The organism is uncultured Sphingomonas sp. (assembly GCF_964243315.1).
Taxonomy (GTDB): domain Bacteria; phylum Pseudomonadota; class Alphaproteobacteria; order Sphingomonadales; family Sphingomonadaceae; genus Sphingomonas.
In genome coordinates this window covers 1-15,972 of record NZ_CAXTEM010000032.1, presented here as the reverse complement: position 1 = coordinate 15,972, position 15,972 = coordinate 1, and the positions used below count along the sequence as shown (strand labels likewise).

The window sequence follows — 15,972 nt, the reverse complement described above, 5'->3', positions numbered from 1 at the left end:
TCCTTCCCCATTGCGCATGCGACACCGACGATGGTAGCGATGTCCAACGCTGGCACGACCGATGCCGATCGATGAGGGGATCCGACCATGAGGCACGAATGGCTTGCCGGCGCGTGCGCGCTGCTGCTAGGCGCCACCGTTCCGGCCGCAGCGCTGGCGCAAACCGGGACCGATGCCGCGACGGCCGCCGCAGGACGCCGGACCGTCGCGCTCGACGCCGGGTGGCGGTTCGATCGTGGCGATGTCTACGATGCGCTGCGCCCCGACTATGACGACGCGAAATGGGGCGAGGTGACGCTGCCGCATACCTTCAACGGCGCCGACGGCGACGATGGCGGCGGCTATTATCGCGGGCCCGGCTGGTATCGGCGAAGCGTCGACATCGCGCAGCCCGCGGACGGTCGCCGGCGCTTCCTCCAGTTCGACGGCGCGGCACTGGCGGCGGATCTGTGGGTCAACGGCCGTCATGTCGGTCGCCACGAAGGCGGTCACGCCGCCTTTCGCTTTGACATCACCGACATGCTGGTGCCGGGCCGCAACGTTGTCGCGGTGCGGGTGGACAACACCCAGCGTCCCGAGATCACCCCGCTCGGCGGAGACTTCACCGTGTTCGGCGGGCTGTACCGGCGCGTGTTCCTGATCGAGATCGCGGACGCGCATGTCGACCTGCTCGATTCCGGCGGTCCCGGCGTCGCGGTGGTGCAAGGTACGATCACCCCCGCTGCTGCGCGGATCGAGGTGAAGGTACGCGCCGCCAACGACGGCGCCACACGGCGCAAGCTCGGCGTCCGCGCGAGCGTGATCGACGCCACCGGACGCACGGTCGCGACCGCGACGCGCACCGTCGACGTGGCGCCACGCTCGGTCACCCCGACGAGCGTCCCCATCGTCGTCCCCGATCCGCATCGCTGGAATGGCCGCAAGGATCCCTATCTCTATCGCGTCGCGACCGAGATTCTCGCGGCGAACGGCGCCGCCGTCGACCGCGTCGAGGTGCCACTCGGGCTGCGGACCATCGCGTTCGACGGCGACAAGGGCTTCCTGCTCAACGGCGCGCCCTACCCGCTCCACGGCGTCAATCTGTTCAGTCCCGGGCGGCCTGGCCGCGGACTGGCGGTCACCGACGCGGAGGTCGATGCCGATTTTGACACGCTCGTCGACCTCGGCGTCACCGGGCTGCGCCTGGTTCATTTCCAGCACCCCCCGGCGTCGTACGACGCGGCGGACCGTCTGGGCCTGCCGGTCTGGACCGAGATCGGGATCAACAGCCGCGTCGATCCGGGCAGACCCTTTGCCGACAACGTCACGCAGCAGATGCGCGAGCTGATCCGCCAGAACATCAACCACCCCTCGGTGATCCTCTGGGGCATCGGCAACGAGGTCTATAGCGAGGGCCCCGAGGTCCCCGCGCTGCTGAAGGTCGCGCAGGCTACGGCGAAGGCAGAGGATCCCAGCCGCCCCACCGTCTATGCGCATTGCTGCCAGGGCGACGACGTGGCGAAGGCGCATGTCAGCGATCTCACCGGCTACAATCGCTATTTCGGTTGGTACAAGGACCAGTCCGGCACCACGATGGCGTCATGGGCGGACGCGTTCCGCGCCGCGCATCCCCGCACGCCCTTTGCGGTCAGCGAATATGGCGCCGGCGCCAGCATCCGCCACCAGCAGCAAGCGCCGCCCCCGCCGATCACCGATGGCGGCTGGCACCCCGAACAAGTCCAGGCGCTCTATCACGAGACGAATTGGCGCGCGTTGCGGGGCCGGCCGGGCTTGTTCGGCACCTTCGTCTGGGTCGGCTTCGATCTCGCCTCAGACGGCCGTGCCGAGGGCGACCGCGACGGGATCAACGACAAAGGCCTGGTCACTTACGATCGTGCGGTCCGCAAGGACGCCTTCTACTGGTATCAGGCGAACTGGTCGGATCGCCCGGTCCTGTACATCACCAGCCGGCGGCATATCGAGCGCAGCGATCCGGTGACCGAGGTGAAGGTCTACGGCAATGGCGGCCCGGTAACGCTCAGCGTCAACGGCGTCGCGATCGGCACCCGCTCCCTCGACGATCATATCGCGCGCTGGACCGGCGTGCAGCTCCGCCCCGGGGACAACCGTGTCGAAGTCAAAGCGACTTACGGCAGCAACGTTATCAGCGATGCGGTTACGTGGCGTTACACGCCCCTGCCCGCGATCGTCGGGTCCGACTATCCGGTCGTGCCGCCCAAGCCATAGCCGCGCGCGATCCGTGCACTCGACGGATCGCCCGCCACTCGCCTAGGATCGGCCGCAAGTCAGGGAGCCCGAATGATCGACCACGAGCCAGAGACCGATCGCTACACGCCGGGCGGCGCTTCGGTAACGATAACCGATGTCGCCGCCGCCGCCGGCGTCTCGATCCGCACGGTGTCGCGCGTGCTCAACGGCTCGCCCAAGGTCGGCAAGGAGACCCGCCAGGAGATCCAGGGCCATATCGACCGGCTCGGCTTCCGTCCCAACAGCCGCGCGCGCGGGCTCGCCGCGGGGCGATCCTTCCTGATCGGCGTCGTCCAGGACGATCCCAACGCCCACGTCATCAGCGTCTTCCAGCGCGGGATCGTCGAGATCTGTTCGCAGCAAGGCTATGAACTCGTCGTCCATCCGTCGGGCTATGACGATCCGGACGTGATCCGCAACGTGCAGGATTTCGCGCAGCGATCGCGCGTCGACGGGATCATCCTGCTGCCGCCGCTGTCCGAACTCGAAGGGCTAGCGGTCGCGCTCCGCGAAATCCAGTTGCCTGCGGTGGCGATGGCGTCGGTGCGCATTCCCGCGCACCCGGTGATGCTGGTAAGCGACGAGCGCGGCGCCGCGGCGGCACTCGCGGACCACCTCGTGGCGCTCGGCCATCGTCGGATCGGGATCGTGACCGGCCCGATGCGCTTCCGGTCGGCGGCCGAGCGGCTCGTGGGCTTTCGCGACGCTCTCGCCCGCCACGGCATCGCGCTGCCCGACGATCATGTTCGCGAAGGCGATTACGGCTTCGTGTCCGGCGTCGAAGCGGGGCGCAAGCTGCTCGCGCTATCCGACCCGCCGACCGCGATATTCGCGAGCAACGACAATATGGCGGCCGGCGTGATGAAGGCAGCCAACCTCGCCGGCATCGCGGTTCCCGCCGGCGTGTCCGTCGTCGGGTTCGACGACAGCGACATCGCCGGGATGATGATCCCCGCGCTCAGCACGATCCGCCGCCCCCTTGCCGAGATGGCGCGCAGCGCGACCGAGCGATTGCTCCGCATGATCAATCGCGGCGACCCGACGATGGAAGACGAGAGCATCGACCTGCACCTGATCGAGCGCGATTCAGTCGCGCCTGCGCCTGCAGCATAGCCGCGGCAGAACCACCGACGGTTCTCAGACCTGACGATCCTCGCCTGCACAGTGAGTAACCCACTTATTTGTGCCAGCGTTGGCAAGAACCGTTTGACTTAGATAAATCGATCTGCTCGAACGTCGATCAAGCCGTCGATGAGCGGTGGGGAAACGGATCAGAACCGGTCGTGCATCTTTTTTGTGCCAGCGTTGGCACGGGGTGATTAGGAACCGGTCGTCCAGGGAGAGAATGATGAAATTTCGCATCCGCACGCTCGGCTTGCTCGCGACCACGAGCCTGACCTTTGGTATCATTCCCGCTTCCGCGGCACGGTCGCAGACGGTGCCGCCGGCCGATCCGGCCACCACCGATCCGTCGACCGACCTGCCGAGTGCGACTACGGCCAATCCGCAGGTCGTCGATCCCGCCAGCGGCGACATCGTCGTCACGGGGTTTCGGCAGAGCCTCCAGAACGCCCAGACCATCAAGAAGAACGCTAGCGAGATCGTCGACTCGATCGTCGCCGAAGACATCGGCAAGCTTCCCGACAACAACCTCTCGGAAGCGCTGCAGCGCGTTCCCGGCGTGCAGATCGCGCGCAACCACGGCGAAGGCAGCGGAATCGCGATCCGCGGCCTCAGCCAAGTCAAGACGCTCGTTAATGGTCGCGAGGTATTCTCCGACGCGGGCCGCGATCTCAGCCTGGAAAACGTGCCGGCGGAAATCCTTGCGGGCGTCGACGTCTACAAGAACCCTTCCGCCACGCTGGTTGAGGGCGGCCTGGGCGGCGTGGTCAACCTCAAGACCCGCAAGCCGTTCGACTTCCCCGGCTTCCAGGCATCGATCAGCGCCCGCGCGAACTATTGGGACATGATCGACGAGGCCAAACCGCAGATCTCCGCGCTGGTCTCGAACCGCTTCGACACCGGCTTGGGCGAACTCGGCGTCCTCGTCGGTGGCGCGTTGATCAAGTCGGCCGGGCGCTTCGATCAGAACGGTGCCGAACCCTATGTCGACCGCTTCAACATGGTCGATTTCAACAACAACGGCGTCTTCGTCGGCACCACCGGCCCACGCAACGGCGTCGTGGCACCGGCGACCACGCCGCGCGACCCCGCCGACAGGGTGATCGCGCCCGGCGGCGGTGGCGAATCGGTCGAGATCACCGACCGCACCCGCATGGCGCTCTATTCTACGGTGCAATGGAAGCCGTCCTCGTCGCTCGAGTTCTTCCTCGAGGGCACCTATAACGACTACAAATATGAACAGGCTTCGGGGCTCGCCTACGCCAATCGCGGCAATCTGTTTGTGCTGCCCGGTGCGCCGATCACCTTCTACGAAGGCACCAACGTCGTGAAGTCGGCGACCTATCGCGATGTCCAGTTCACCGCGAACAACAACTACTTCGATCGTAAGGCGTATACGTGGCAGGTGGCCACCGGCGGTACGTGGAAGGCCACCGACAATCTCGATCTGGTCCTCGACCTGTCGTACACAAAATCGTCTCGGACGGATAAATCCGGGGGCATCCGCACCGGAACGACCGCCGCGCAAGCGACCGGCATCAACCTGTTCTTCGACACGTCGACCCCACTCGTCACGCTGGACCTTACGGGCGCCGATTTCTCGAACCCCGCGTTGTATTCGTTCCTGGATTCCTCCGACTCGATCGAAAAGGCGGGCGGTTCGGGCAAGTCGGCGCGGCTCGACGCGAATTACCGGTTCGACGAATCGGTGATCACCTCGATCTCGCTCGGCGGCCGGTTCGCGACGCGCGAGGTGGAGCGCAATCAGGGTTCGCGGTCGCATCTGGGCGCGGCACCACTGCTCGCCTCGCCGCAGCCGATCTCGGTGCTGCCGGGCATTCTCGTAGCCAGCCCATACGGCCCTGACTTCTTCCGCAACACCGATTCACCGACGATCATCTCCCGGATCCTCGCGCCCGACCTCGATCAGATCCGCGATACGGAAACGATCTGCCGCGCGTTCAACGATGCGGTCTGTTTCCCGACCTTCAACCCGCTAAATCGCTATGCGCTGAAGGAAGACACCTACGCCGCGTTCGGCCAGGTCAATTTCAACTTTCCCGACATCCTGGCCGGCATCGACGGCAATGTCGGTCTTCGATACCTGAAGACCGACCTGTCGATCGTCGGCGTCCTGACCCAGCCCAACGGGGCGGTCAGCAACATCGACCAGGACAGCAGCTACAACAACCTGCTCCCCAGCGCGAACGTCCGGGTGAAGCTGACCAACGATCTGTTCCTGCGGCTCGCCGGCGCCAAGCAGTTGACCCGGCCGAACTTCAACAATCTCTCGCCCACGCTCGGCATCTCGTTCGCCAACGCCGGTACGATCCTGCAGGGCAGCGCCGGCAACCCGGACCTTCGCCCGCTCAGGTCGACCTCGTACGACGCCAGCCTCGAATATTATTATACGGCCAGCGGCTATGTTTACCTGACCGGCTTCATCAAGAAGGTCGACGGCTTCGTCCAGAACGTCGTCACGACCGAGCCGATCAGCCTGCCGGATTATCCGAACTTCACCGAAGCACTGATCACCCGGCCGCAGAACGGCGACAATGGAACGATCAAGGGGCTGGAAGTGGGTGTCCAGACCTTCTTCGACTTCCTGCCGGCACCGTTCAACGGCCTCGGCACCCAAGCCAACTACACCTTCGTCGACTCGAACGCGCCGGGCCCGATCGCGGGCACGAGCGTGCCGATTCAGGGCCTGTCCAAGCACAGCTACAACCTCGTCGGCTTCTATGAAAAGGCCGGCTTCCGCGCCCGCGTCGCCTATAATTACCGCTCCGATTACGTCGAATCGACGTCGGGACCGGGGTCCGGCGCGCTGCCGATCTTCGTCGAGCCGTTCGCGGTGCTCGACGCTTCGGTCGGCTACAGCATCAACAAGAACATCGACGTGTCGGTCGACGCATCGAACATCACGAAGGCGGTGAACCACACCTATTTCGGCGAGCAGATCCGGCCGCGCTTCAACAACCTCTATGACCGTCGCATCGGTCTGGTCGTCCGTATCAAGTCCTGACGCTACCCCCCAAGGGACCTTAGCCCGCGACGAGCCAGCCTCGTCGTGGGCATCTTTTTGCGTGAGGCCGACCCGACGCAGCGCCGACGAGCGGGGATTGATTGAGGCCCGGGCTTTGGTAAGCCCGCGCACGACTTTCATGAGGCTTTTCGTATGCGTAGCTCTATCTTCGTTCTCGCCGCCAGTACCGCGCTGGTGACTGCTTCCAACGTTGCGGCCCAGACCACGCCCGCCGCGTCGCAAGCCCCCGCTTCCACGCCTGCACCCGCTGCTGACCGCCCCCAGCTCGGTGCGTTCGGCTTCGATGCCGCGGGCATGGATCGTAGCGTCAAGCCTGGCAGCAACTTCTACGCCTTCGCCAACGGCACCTGGACCAAGGCGACCGCGATCCCCGCCGATCGATCGAGCTACGGCATGTTCACCCTGCTAGACGATCTGTCGACCAACCGCAGCCGCGAGATCCTCGATGCCGAGGCCAAGCGGCCCGGCTCCAAGATCGGCGATTTCTACGCCAGCTTCACCGACGAAGCAGCGGTGAACGCCAAGGGCGCCGCGCCGTTGCAGCCGACGCTCGCCGAGATCAAGGCGGTAAAGGACAAGCAGCAGCTCGCCGCGGCGATGGGCAAGCTGCTCCGCCAGGGCGTGGCGTCGCCCTTCGCGGTCTATGTCGGCCAGGACGACAAGGCGCCCGACACCTATATCGTCGGCATGATGCAATCGGGCCTCGGCATGCCCGACCGCGACTATTACCTGAAAACCGACGCCAAGCTGGTCGAGGCGAAGACCGCCTATGCCGCCTATCTGGCGAAGCTGCTCACGCTGGTCGGCGAACCGAACGCCGATGCGCGCGCCGCGGCGATCATCGCGTTCGAAACCTCGCTCGCGCAGGCGCATTGGACCCGCGTTGAGTCACGCGACAGCGACAAGGTCTACAACAAGCTCGCCCGCGCCGATTTCGATCGACAGGCGCCGGGCTTCGACTGGACGGCGTTCCTCGGTGCCGCGGGCGTCGCCGATCAGGGCAACTATCTCGTCGCCCAGCCTTCCGCCTTCACTGGGTCGGCCAAGGCGATCGCGTCGGCACCGCTGCCCGTATTGAAGGACTATATGCTGGTCCGGGCGATCAACGCCGCGGCACCCTATCTGTCGCAGCCGTTCGTCGAAGCGTCCTTCGCGTTCAACCAGACCACTTTGTCCGGCACGCCGCAGAACCGCGAGCGGTGGAAGCGCGGCGTCACGTTGGTCAAGAACTCGCTCGGCGAGGAACTCGGCAAGCAGTATGTCGCCAAGTGGTTCACGCCGGAAACCAAGGCGGCGGCGCTCGATCTGGTCAAGAACGTCATCGCCGCGCTCGACACCCGGCTCCAGAATCTCGCCTGGATGGATCCGGCGACGCGGGTGAAGGCGCGCGCCAAGCTCGCCGCCTTCACGCCCAAGATCGGCTATCCCGACACCTGGCGCGATTATTCCACGCTGGAGGTGCGCCGCGGCGATCTCCTCGGCAACGTCCAGCGCGCCGAGGCCTTCGAGTTTCAGCGCGGGCTCAACAAGCTCGGCAAGCCGATCGATCGCGGCGAATGGGGCATGACCCCGATGGAGATCAACGCCTACGCCAACCCGACGATGAACGAGATCGTCTTCCCGGCCGCGATCCTCCAGCCGCCCTTCTTCGATCCCAAGGCGGATGCCGCGGTCAATTACGGCGGCATCGGCGCGGTGATCGGCCACGAGATCAGCCATCATTTCGATGATCAGGGCTCTAAATACGACCTGACCGGCAAGCTGACGACGTGGTGGACGCCACAGGACATCGAACGCTTCAAGGGCCTGACGGACAAGCTGGTGAAGCAGTACGACGCCTATGAACCGCTGCCCGGCATGCACGTCCAGGGCGCCCTGACGCTCGGCGAGAACATCGCCGATCTTGCCGGCCTCACCATGTCCTATGACGCCTATAAGCTCTCGCTGCAGGGCAAACCTGCGCCGGTCCTCGACGGCTTCACGGGCGACCAGCGCTTCTACCTGGGCTGGGCGCAGGTGTGGCGTCTGAACTACCGCGAGGCGGCACTGCGCCAGCGGCTCCTAACCGATCCGCACGCACCGAACGAGCAGCGCGGCAACGTCGTCCGGAATCTCGATCCCTGGTATAGCGCGTTCAAGCCCGCCACGAGCGACACATTGTACCTGGCGCCCGGAGACCGCGTGCGCATCTGGTAGGATGCGCGTCCTCTTCACGACGTTGCCCGGCTATGGGCATTTTCAGCCCATCGTGCCGCTCGCGCATGCGTTGCGGCGTGCGGGGCACGTCGTCGCCGTCGCGACCGCGCCCGCCTTCGCGGACGCGGTCGCCCGGGCGGGGCTGAGCTTCATCCCCGCCGGGCTCGACTGGGACGAATCGCGCCTGCTGGAGACGCTGCCCGAGATCCGTAGCGAGCCGAAAGAGTATCAGGGGGAGTGGCTGATGAAGCACATCTTCCTCGATCGCTCGCCGCGGCGGATGGTACCGGATCTCGTCGCGGCGGCATCGGACTGGCGACCGGACGTGATCGTATCGGGCACCTACGAGTTCGGCGGCGCGCTTGCGGCCGAGCTGCTGGGCCTTCCCTATGCGAGTTGTAGCATCTCGTTTCGTTGGAACCGCTGGGTGCTCAAAAACGTGGTCGGCCGACCGATCGCTTCCCTGCGGCGTGCGTTGAGATTGCCGCCCGACCCGCATTTCGTCGCGTTCGGCCGCTACCTCGATCTGTGCTTCGTGCCGCCATCATGGACGCTGACGGGCGCCTTGCTGCGCCCGCAATTGACCAAAATGGTGCGGCGCAAGGTGATCGCGCGCGGTACGTCGCTGCGGCAGAAAGCGGTGGGATTACGAGCGCTTGCGAAGCAGCGACTGCTGGCGGTCGACCACCGGCTCCACCCCGAACACGCCGCCGCCGGCCCGACCACCCACTTCATTCGCAACGACGAGACCGGCACCACAAGCGCCGCCCTGCCCGCCTGGTGGCACGATCTGCCGGCGCAGCCGACCGTTTATGTCAGCCTGGGCACCGTGTTTAGCGCGCAATATCCGCAAATCTTCGAGACGATCCTTGCGGGCCTGCGCGACGAAGCGCTCAATCTAATCCTGACCGTCGGTCGTGACGTCGACCCCGCGCGCTTCGGTCCGCAGCCCGCGTCCGTCCGGATCGAGCGCTTCATCACGCCCGACACCCTGGCAGCACTGCTGCCGCACGTGGCCATGTGTATCAACCACGCAGGCTACGGCACGGTCATGGACGCGCTGACCCGCGGCATACCGCTGGTGCTGCTCCCGCTGTCCGCCGACCAGCCGGTGATCGCGCAATCATGTCATCTGAACGGCCTCGCGCCCGAGCTGCCGGACGAGGCCTATCGGATCAGTGCAAAGGGCTTGCCGATTGTCGACCCGGATCGGCTCACGCCCGATATGATCCGAGTCGCGGTACGGGTGACCTTGGCTGACCCGCGCTACCACATCGCTGCACAGGCTACGATGCACGACTCGCGATCACTGCCCGGTCTTGGGCGGGCGATTGACCTTCTTGCCACATGCCACGCTCAGGCCGCCCATACACAGCGGTATAGTTAACCTGCATCAGTCTTATGATAAGAATTAGAAAAATACAACACGTGTTACTTTGTTCGCACTTGCAAAATTCGTGAATATAAGGTTAACAGGCATACAGTGGCAGCGAGCGCTTGAGTGGTCAGGTGGTGCTGTCGGGCTTCAGTAAGGGATTATCGGGATGAAGAGCATTTTGGTTGGAGCGGCTACTGTTTTCGCCGCATTCGTCGTTGCACCTGCCGCAAACGCCGCGATCTTCACGCCTGGCGATCCTGAGTTTCAGGTGACCTTCCTGCCGAATGGCACCATCTCTGCCAACATCGGCAACAACGGTCTGTCCGCGAATTTCGAGGACACCTTCTCGTTCACGCTGCTGACGCAGGGTCTTGGCAGCGGCTCCGTGAGCGCGAACTTCACCAGCGGCCTCGGCAACGAGATCACGCTGACTGACGTGCTTATCAACGGTTCGGCGATCATGATCTCGAAGATCGGCAACCTGACGGTTGCTGGCGGCGACGGGATCAGCCTGGCTGCAGGTCTCAACAACATCACCATCCGCGGCACTGCGTCGGGCAACGTCGCTTACGGCGGCAGCATCACCTTCGTTCCGAACGCAGTTCCCGAGCCCGCCACCTGGGCGATGATGCTCGTCGGTTTCGGCATGGTCGGCAGCGCGATGCGCTATCGTCGTCGTTCGACGAAGGTCGTCTACGCTTAATAGCGACTGCGACTAAGATGGTGCCGCCGACTGGAAGGTCGGCGGCATCGTCGTTTGTACCGAAATCGCGCCGACGTCAGGCCAAGCCGACGCGCTGCTGCGCCTCGTATCGCGGCGGCGCAACCCGCGACGGCAAGACCGCGGCGTCCGATCCGGCCAGCCGCGCATAGATCCCGTCCTCCTCGCGTGGCGAGAAGAAGAACTGGTACAGCGAGCGGGCTACGATGCCGGGACGCCGCGCATGCCGGTCGATCTGCTCCCGGATCTTCGATACCTGCAACCACATCAACTGCGACGGCGCACCGACGCTTTCGTTGGTCTTGGGCTCGCCGATCGGTTGGAACCCCAGCATTGCCTCATAGAAGCGGCGATGACGGGGGTTCACCTCGATGAACAGGTCCGTGCAGCGGTGCCGACGCTGACCGTAGATGAAGACGATGTGGAACAGCGACGCGAGTAGCGGCTTCGATGGCACCTCGGCGTCGAACGCGAGCTTGGTCAGTTCGCATACTTTCGCACCCGGCACCCGACGGAACACGTCGATCTCGTCGCGAAAGATCTTGTCGGCGGCAAGCCCGTCGGCCGAGTCGATCGCCAGGGTGATCGTGCCGACGGTCTGCTCGTCGTCGGACGCGGTGAAGGTGGCGTGGGTCGGCGCGATCGGAATAACGTGGCGATCGCCATAGCCGCGCCACGCATACATGCGATTGACCAGCATCCGAGCGTCGTTGCGCGCACCGCTATCGTCCGCGAGTCGCACCGTGATCGTGCGATCCAAATCAGGCGAGTCGAGCCGCAACGATCTTCGCTCGTCCTCGTTCGCCGGTAGATTGAGCGACATGCCCACAGGCATGCCGGGTGACATGCCTAGATCGATCTTCATCATCAGCCTGGCCCTTTTGCGACACCAAGGCGACGCGCCGTCCAGCCGATCGGCTGGTATCGCTCCGACGTCGAAGAGGCATGAAAACGGCGCCGCGGGACGACGGCACCAGGCGCTATGCCCCCTCATCGAAGCCCGACCTTTCAGTTCCGATGCTTAGGGTCGGCACGTTCGCCGGCCATCGACACCGCTCTTCAAGGTTCGAAGTGCATCGCTAACGTGTTGGTGGCGCGCGAACCGTTAATAATCCACAACTCGCAGACACTTAGTCGGCAGAACGTTGGATCGTTGCGGCCAAGGGCAGCGGGAGGATCAGCAACTGATCGGAAACAAACCATCAACCGAGATTCGGCCGCGATCAGTTCGACGTTAGTTTCACCGCGGACGGCATGGTGGGCATCAACCAATCGCTCCACGCCACACTGCGCCCATCCTGCCAGGCATCGCGCAGGACACGCCGATCGCCCTTCGACGACCACATCGTCGCCCCGCGGAACGGCGACTCGAGACCCCCGCGTCCATCTTCGAACGCGTCGATCATGCGATCGAGATTTGGGTCAGCCAGCATGCCCCTTAATCGCACGGAAACGCATTTGGTTCCAGTCGATACGTTCGCCCGATCGACCGATCGTCAACTCGCCTTAGAACAGCTTCCGTAGCGTCAGGCTGACGACGCGTCCGACGGGATCGAGGAAGCCCGGCTGCAACCGGTTCGGCACCCGGCCCCGGCGATCGCGGACAGATTGCCGCGCATCGGTGACGTTGCTCACTTCCAGCTTCACCTGCACCCTCCTGGTCCAGTCCTGCTTCGGCGTAAAATGGTGAAGGCTGAGGAAAACGCTGGCGTTCAGCCGGAAGATCGGTTCGTAGCGCAGATCAGCCGCCGGATCGGGGTTCCGCACGCGGCTGCCGCCGCCGTACCAAAAGTCGAAATTGCCACCGTTGCCTAGATAGCTGATCCCGCCATAGGCATAGCCATACGCCCGCGGACTGCCGCCACCGGTCACGGTATCACCGCGCAGGATATCGAGTTCGGGTGCGCCCGGCCGCAACTGCAGGCGGTCGCTGAACTTGATGCTCGGTCCCATGCCAAGATAATAGGATGGCCGCTCCCCCATCTTGGCGGGTCCGCCACCGGCCGGCGGCAGCGGCGGTTTGCCGACCGACCCGCTCGCGGAGACCGTCATATTCAGGGTCTGTAGCCGTTCGCGGTAGAAGTTGATCGGACGGATCGTGATCGACGTCAGCCGCCCGCTCGCATCGCGCGTGAACAGGTCGGGCAGCACCGGCTCGGTCTCGGGCGTCAGCGCGTAGACGGTGCCGGTCTGGTTGCGGATCACCGTGGCTTCGTAGGTTGCGCCCAACCGTATTTCGCGCTTGGCGAAGGGCTTGATCGTCATCGACAATGATCGCACCCGCCGGCGCTCCGCGAGCAGATCGCGATTGCCGCCCTGGACGATCGTGACCAATTCGGTTCGCACATTGGTGAAGTCGAACGCGTAGATATTGGCGACGCGCACCTCGGGCGAGGACAGTTGCTCCACGCCGGGAGCGGTCGCGCTGTGCCGGGATTGCGCCAGCAGTTGCAAGCCGTCGAACGGCGCCCAGGTGACGCCCATGGTATGATCGTCGAGCGACCCGAAGCCCCCTACCCGCCGCGCGTTGAACGAGGCGTTGATCGACAGTTCGCCGACGAACGGCAGCACGTCCTGCCGTCGCGACGCCAGCGGCATGTCGATCGCGACCCCGCCCTCGATTCGCGACCGGCCGAGTCGCAGGTCGAACGGGTTCGGACCGCGCGTCTCGGAGACTGCGCTCGATCGCTCATACTCTGCGGTGGCGGTTATCGTAACCGGGCCCGCCGGCACGTCGAACGGCGTGTTGGTCGCCACCGATTTCAGCCCCGCAGTGCGGGTGCGCTGCCGCGCGCGATCAGTGAGCCTGGTGCCGTGCAGCGCGGGATCGAGCGGTAAGAACGGGTTCGCGCCCGCGGCGATCGCTGCGTTCGCCGCGGCCAGGTCGATCCCGCGGTCGCTGAACCCGGCGATGCGCTTCTGCTCCAGCGCGGCGGTCGCGTCCCAGCGCCAGCCGGCAAGCGTTCCCCGCAACGTGCCGCCAGCGCGCAGATTGGTCGTGGTCTGCCGCGCCCGCAGCGACCGCGCCTCGACGAGATAGCGGTTGAGCACGACCGTCCGCGAGAAGGGTGACGCGGGATTGCCCGCCGGCACCGCCAGCATCGCCACCGCCGGGCCGAGGATCGGCCGGTCGCTGCTCCTCTCGTACCCCAGACTGAGCGAGCCAGCGAGCGTGTCGCCCAACCGGTCCGCGAACACCGCCTCCGCCTTCACCGCATCGTTCGCCGCGACCAGCGTGCGATACCGGCCGACATCGAACAGCCGCGCCCGGTTCGCGCCTGCCGCATAGCCCGTTAAGCTGGTGCGATCGCCCGGCGCCGCGGGCACTGGCGCGACGTTTACCACCGACCCTGCCGCAGCCGACAACGCCGGGTCGATCTCGCCACCACCCACCCCCGTGATGTTGCCGATCGCATCGAAGACGATCGCGGGATCGGTGGCGATGCCGCGCTCCGATTGCAGCAGAGGATCGGTACGCCGCAGCTCGAGGCCCAGCGTCAGTCGGCTGTCGTCGCGCAACCGGGTAAGACCCAGATTGACGTTCCCCCTCGCGCTGCCACCGCGCGTCGTGGTCCCCGCCGTGCCGCGAACCTCCATCTGGCGAAAGCGCCGCTTGGTGATGAAGTTGAGCACCCGCCTGGTGGGCGGATAGCCGAAGTTCAGCGCGGCCGGTTCGGGCAGCACCTCGACCTTCTCGATCGCTTCGGGGGGCAGCGAGCCGATGTCGGGATAGCCCGAGATGCGCTGGCCGTTGAGGAGGAAGATCGGATCGCTGCCGTTCGCGGACTGAGTGATGCCGCGGATCGCGCGGAGCAGTTCGGCGATCGTCGTCGCGCCGGTCGCGGCGATCGTGGTGGAATCCAGCACCGCGACGGCGTTGATTCCGCCCAGTATCGAGCCACGTCGGCCGATCACGACAACATCGTCCTTGGCCGGCTCCACCGGCGGCGGCGGTGCTTTCGCCATGTCCGGCGCGGCCTGTTGCGCGGTGGCGGCCGCGCCGCCCAGCAACGCGTACACGACGGCCGACGTTACGACGGCGTGGCGGGCTATCCTGGCACGACCGCTGATCACCATGCTCGTCATTGCCCCCCGGGACGCGGTCATATGGCCAAGGTGGTGCGAATCCAATGGCTTTGCAGAAGCGCCGGCCGTGGGTAAGCGCAGACCCATCGACGCACGCGCGTCCCTGCCCGGAGGATCGGTCATGAAGCCACTATATGTCGCGGCGCTCGCCGGATCGCTGTTCTGCGCCGGTGCCGCGGTCGCCAGCCCCGCCACGCCAGCGCCCGACCAGCAGGCACTCGAGATCGCCAAGCGCGCGATCGGCTTCCGCAGCGTCCGCGGGACGGGCAACCAGACGCCGCAGCTCGCCGGCTATCTTCGCTCGGTGCTGATCGACGGCGGGTTCGCTGCCGACGATGTCACCGTCACCCCGGTCGACGACACCGCCTATCTGGTCGCGCGCTTTCGCGGCACCGATCCTGCCGCCAAGCCGCTTCTTCTGTCCGGCCATATCGACGTGGTCGAGGCCAAGCCTGCGGACTGGACCCGCGACCCGTTCACCGCGGTGGTCGAGAACGGCTATCTGTTCGGACGCGGCGCTACCGACATGAAGCTCGATGCCGCGATCGCGATCGCGACGCTGATCGATCTCAAGCGGCAGGGCTTCAAGCCGACGCGCGACATCGTGCTCGAACTGTCGGGCGACGAGGAAACCGCGATGAAGACCAGCGCGCTCATCGCCGAGCGGTTCAAGAATGCCGAGATGGTGCTCAACATCGACGGCGGCGGCGGGCGGCTGAGCGAGGACGGCAAGCCGCAATTCTTCACCTGGCAGGGCGCGGAAAAGACCTACGCGGATTTCCGGCTCACCGTGACCAACCCCGGCGGCCACTCCTCGGCGCCGCGCCCGCTGAACGCGATCAACCAGCTGTCGGCGGCCCTGGTGCGGATCGGCGACTATCACTTCCCCGCGCAGACCAACGACCTGACCCGCGCCTATTTCCGCTCGGCGGCGAAGTTCAAGACCGGTCCGATCGCGCAGGCGATGGCGCGCTTCGCCGAAGCGCCGACCGATCAGCAGGCGATCGCGACCTTGCGCGCGGACCCGGCCACGGTCGGCCAGATCGGCACCACCTGCGTCGCGACGATGGTGTCGGAAAGGATCTGGCTTCGCCCCACCCAGTCCCGCCACGGCCTTTCGGCCATGTCGCCGCCGGAGAGCGGCGCACTCAACCTGCCACCGCTTTCGAAAACAAC

At 65.4% G+C, this 15,972-nt stretch carries 10 protein-coding genes; 7 read left to right on the top strand and 3 right to left on the bottom strand.

The genetic code is table 11. The features are described 5' to 3' along the window. Nucleotides 1–87 precede the first annotated feature (87 nt). From ACFE77_RS10465 to ACFE77_RS10440, 6 genes are all read left to right on the top strand, one after another. Complete coding sequence (locus ACFE77_RS10465; RefSeq protein WP_375421582.1) at nucleotides 88–2,226, top strand: glycoside hydrolase family 2 protein; 2,139 nt, start codon at nucleotides 88–90, stop codon at nucleotides 2,224–2,226. Nucleotides 2,227–2,298: 72 nt separating this feature from the next. Continuing rightward, on the top strand, nucleotides 2,299–3,360 hold the full coding sequence (locus ACFE77_RS10460; protein ID WP_375421581.1) for a LacI family DNA-binding transcriptional regulator: 1,062 nt from the start codon (nucleotides 2,299–2,301) through the stop codon (nucleotides 3,358–3,360). Between the two features lie 235 nt (nucleotides 3,361–3,595). Continuing rightward, entirely contained in the window at nucleotides 3,596–6,394 is a 2,799-nt protein-coding gene (locus ACFE77_RS10455; RefSeq protein ID WP_375421580.1) for a TonB-dependent receptor, read from the top strand. Between the two features lie 153 nt (nucleotides 6,395–6,547). Continuing rightward, entirely contained in the window at nucleotides 6,548–8,611 is a 2,064-nt protein-coding gene (locus tag ACFE77_RS10450) for a M13 family metallopeptidase (RefSeq protein ID WP_375421579.1), read from the top strand. Between the two features lies 1 nt (nucleotide 8,612). Next, nucleotides 8,613–9,998, top strand: a complete 1,386-nt coding sequence (locus ACFE77_RS10445) for a glycosyltransferase (RefSeq protein ID WP_375421578.1) — start codon at nucleotides 8,613–8,615, stop codon at nucleotides 9,996–9,998. A gap of 157 nt (nucleotides 9,999–10,155) precedes the next feature. Beyond that, the gene (locus tag ACFE77_RS10440; protein WP_375421577.1) at nucleotides 10,156–10,692 is read left to right on the top strand and encodes an FxDxF family PEP-CTERM protein; all 537 of its coding nucleotides are present in this window, start codon (nucleotides 10,156–10,158) and stop codon (nucleotides 10,690–10,692) included. Between the two features lie 76 nt (nucleotides 10,693–10,768). Here the strand turns inward: ACFE77_RS10440 and ACFE77_RS10435 are convergent, their stop codons facing one another. The 3 genes from ACFE77_RS10435 to ACFE77_RS10425 all read right to left on the bottom strand — a co-directional run bounded on the left by ACFE77_RS10435 (nucleotide 10,769) and on the right by ACFE77_RS10425 (nucleotide 14,796). Next, nucleotides 10,769–11,575 carry an acetyltransferase gene (locus ACFE77_RS10435; RefSeq protein WP_375421576.1) on the bottom strand — a complete coding sequence of 269 codons (807 nt, stop codon included), beginning with the start codon at nucleotides 11,573–11,575 and terminating at the stop codon, nucleotides 10,769–10,771. A gap of 358 nt (nucleotides 11,576–11,933) precedes the next feature. Next, nucleotides 11,934–12,143 (bottom strand): hypothetical protein, encoded by a 210-nt coding sequence (locus ACFE77_RS10430; RefSeq protein ID WP_375421575.1) that lies wholly within the window; start codon nucleotides 12,141–12,143, stop codon nucleotides 11,934–11,936. Nucleotides 12,144–12,216: 73 nt separating this feature from the next. Continuing rightward, nucleotides 12,217–14,796 (bottom strand): hypothetical protein, encoded by a 2,580-nt coding sequence (locus ACFE77_RS10425; protein ID WP_375421574.1) that lies wholly within the window; start codon nucleotides 14,794–14,796, stop codon nucleotides 12,217–12,219. Between the two features lie 121 nt (nucleotides 14,797–14,917). Between ACFE77_RS10425 and ACFE77_RS10420 the strand changes: the two genes are divergently transcribed. Then, on the top strand, nucleotides 14,918–15,972 hold a 1,055-nt coding region (locus ACFE77_RS10420; RefSeq protein WP_375421573.1), incomplete at its 3' end, for a M20/M25/M40 family metallo-hydrolase.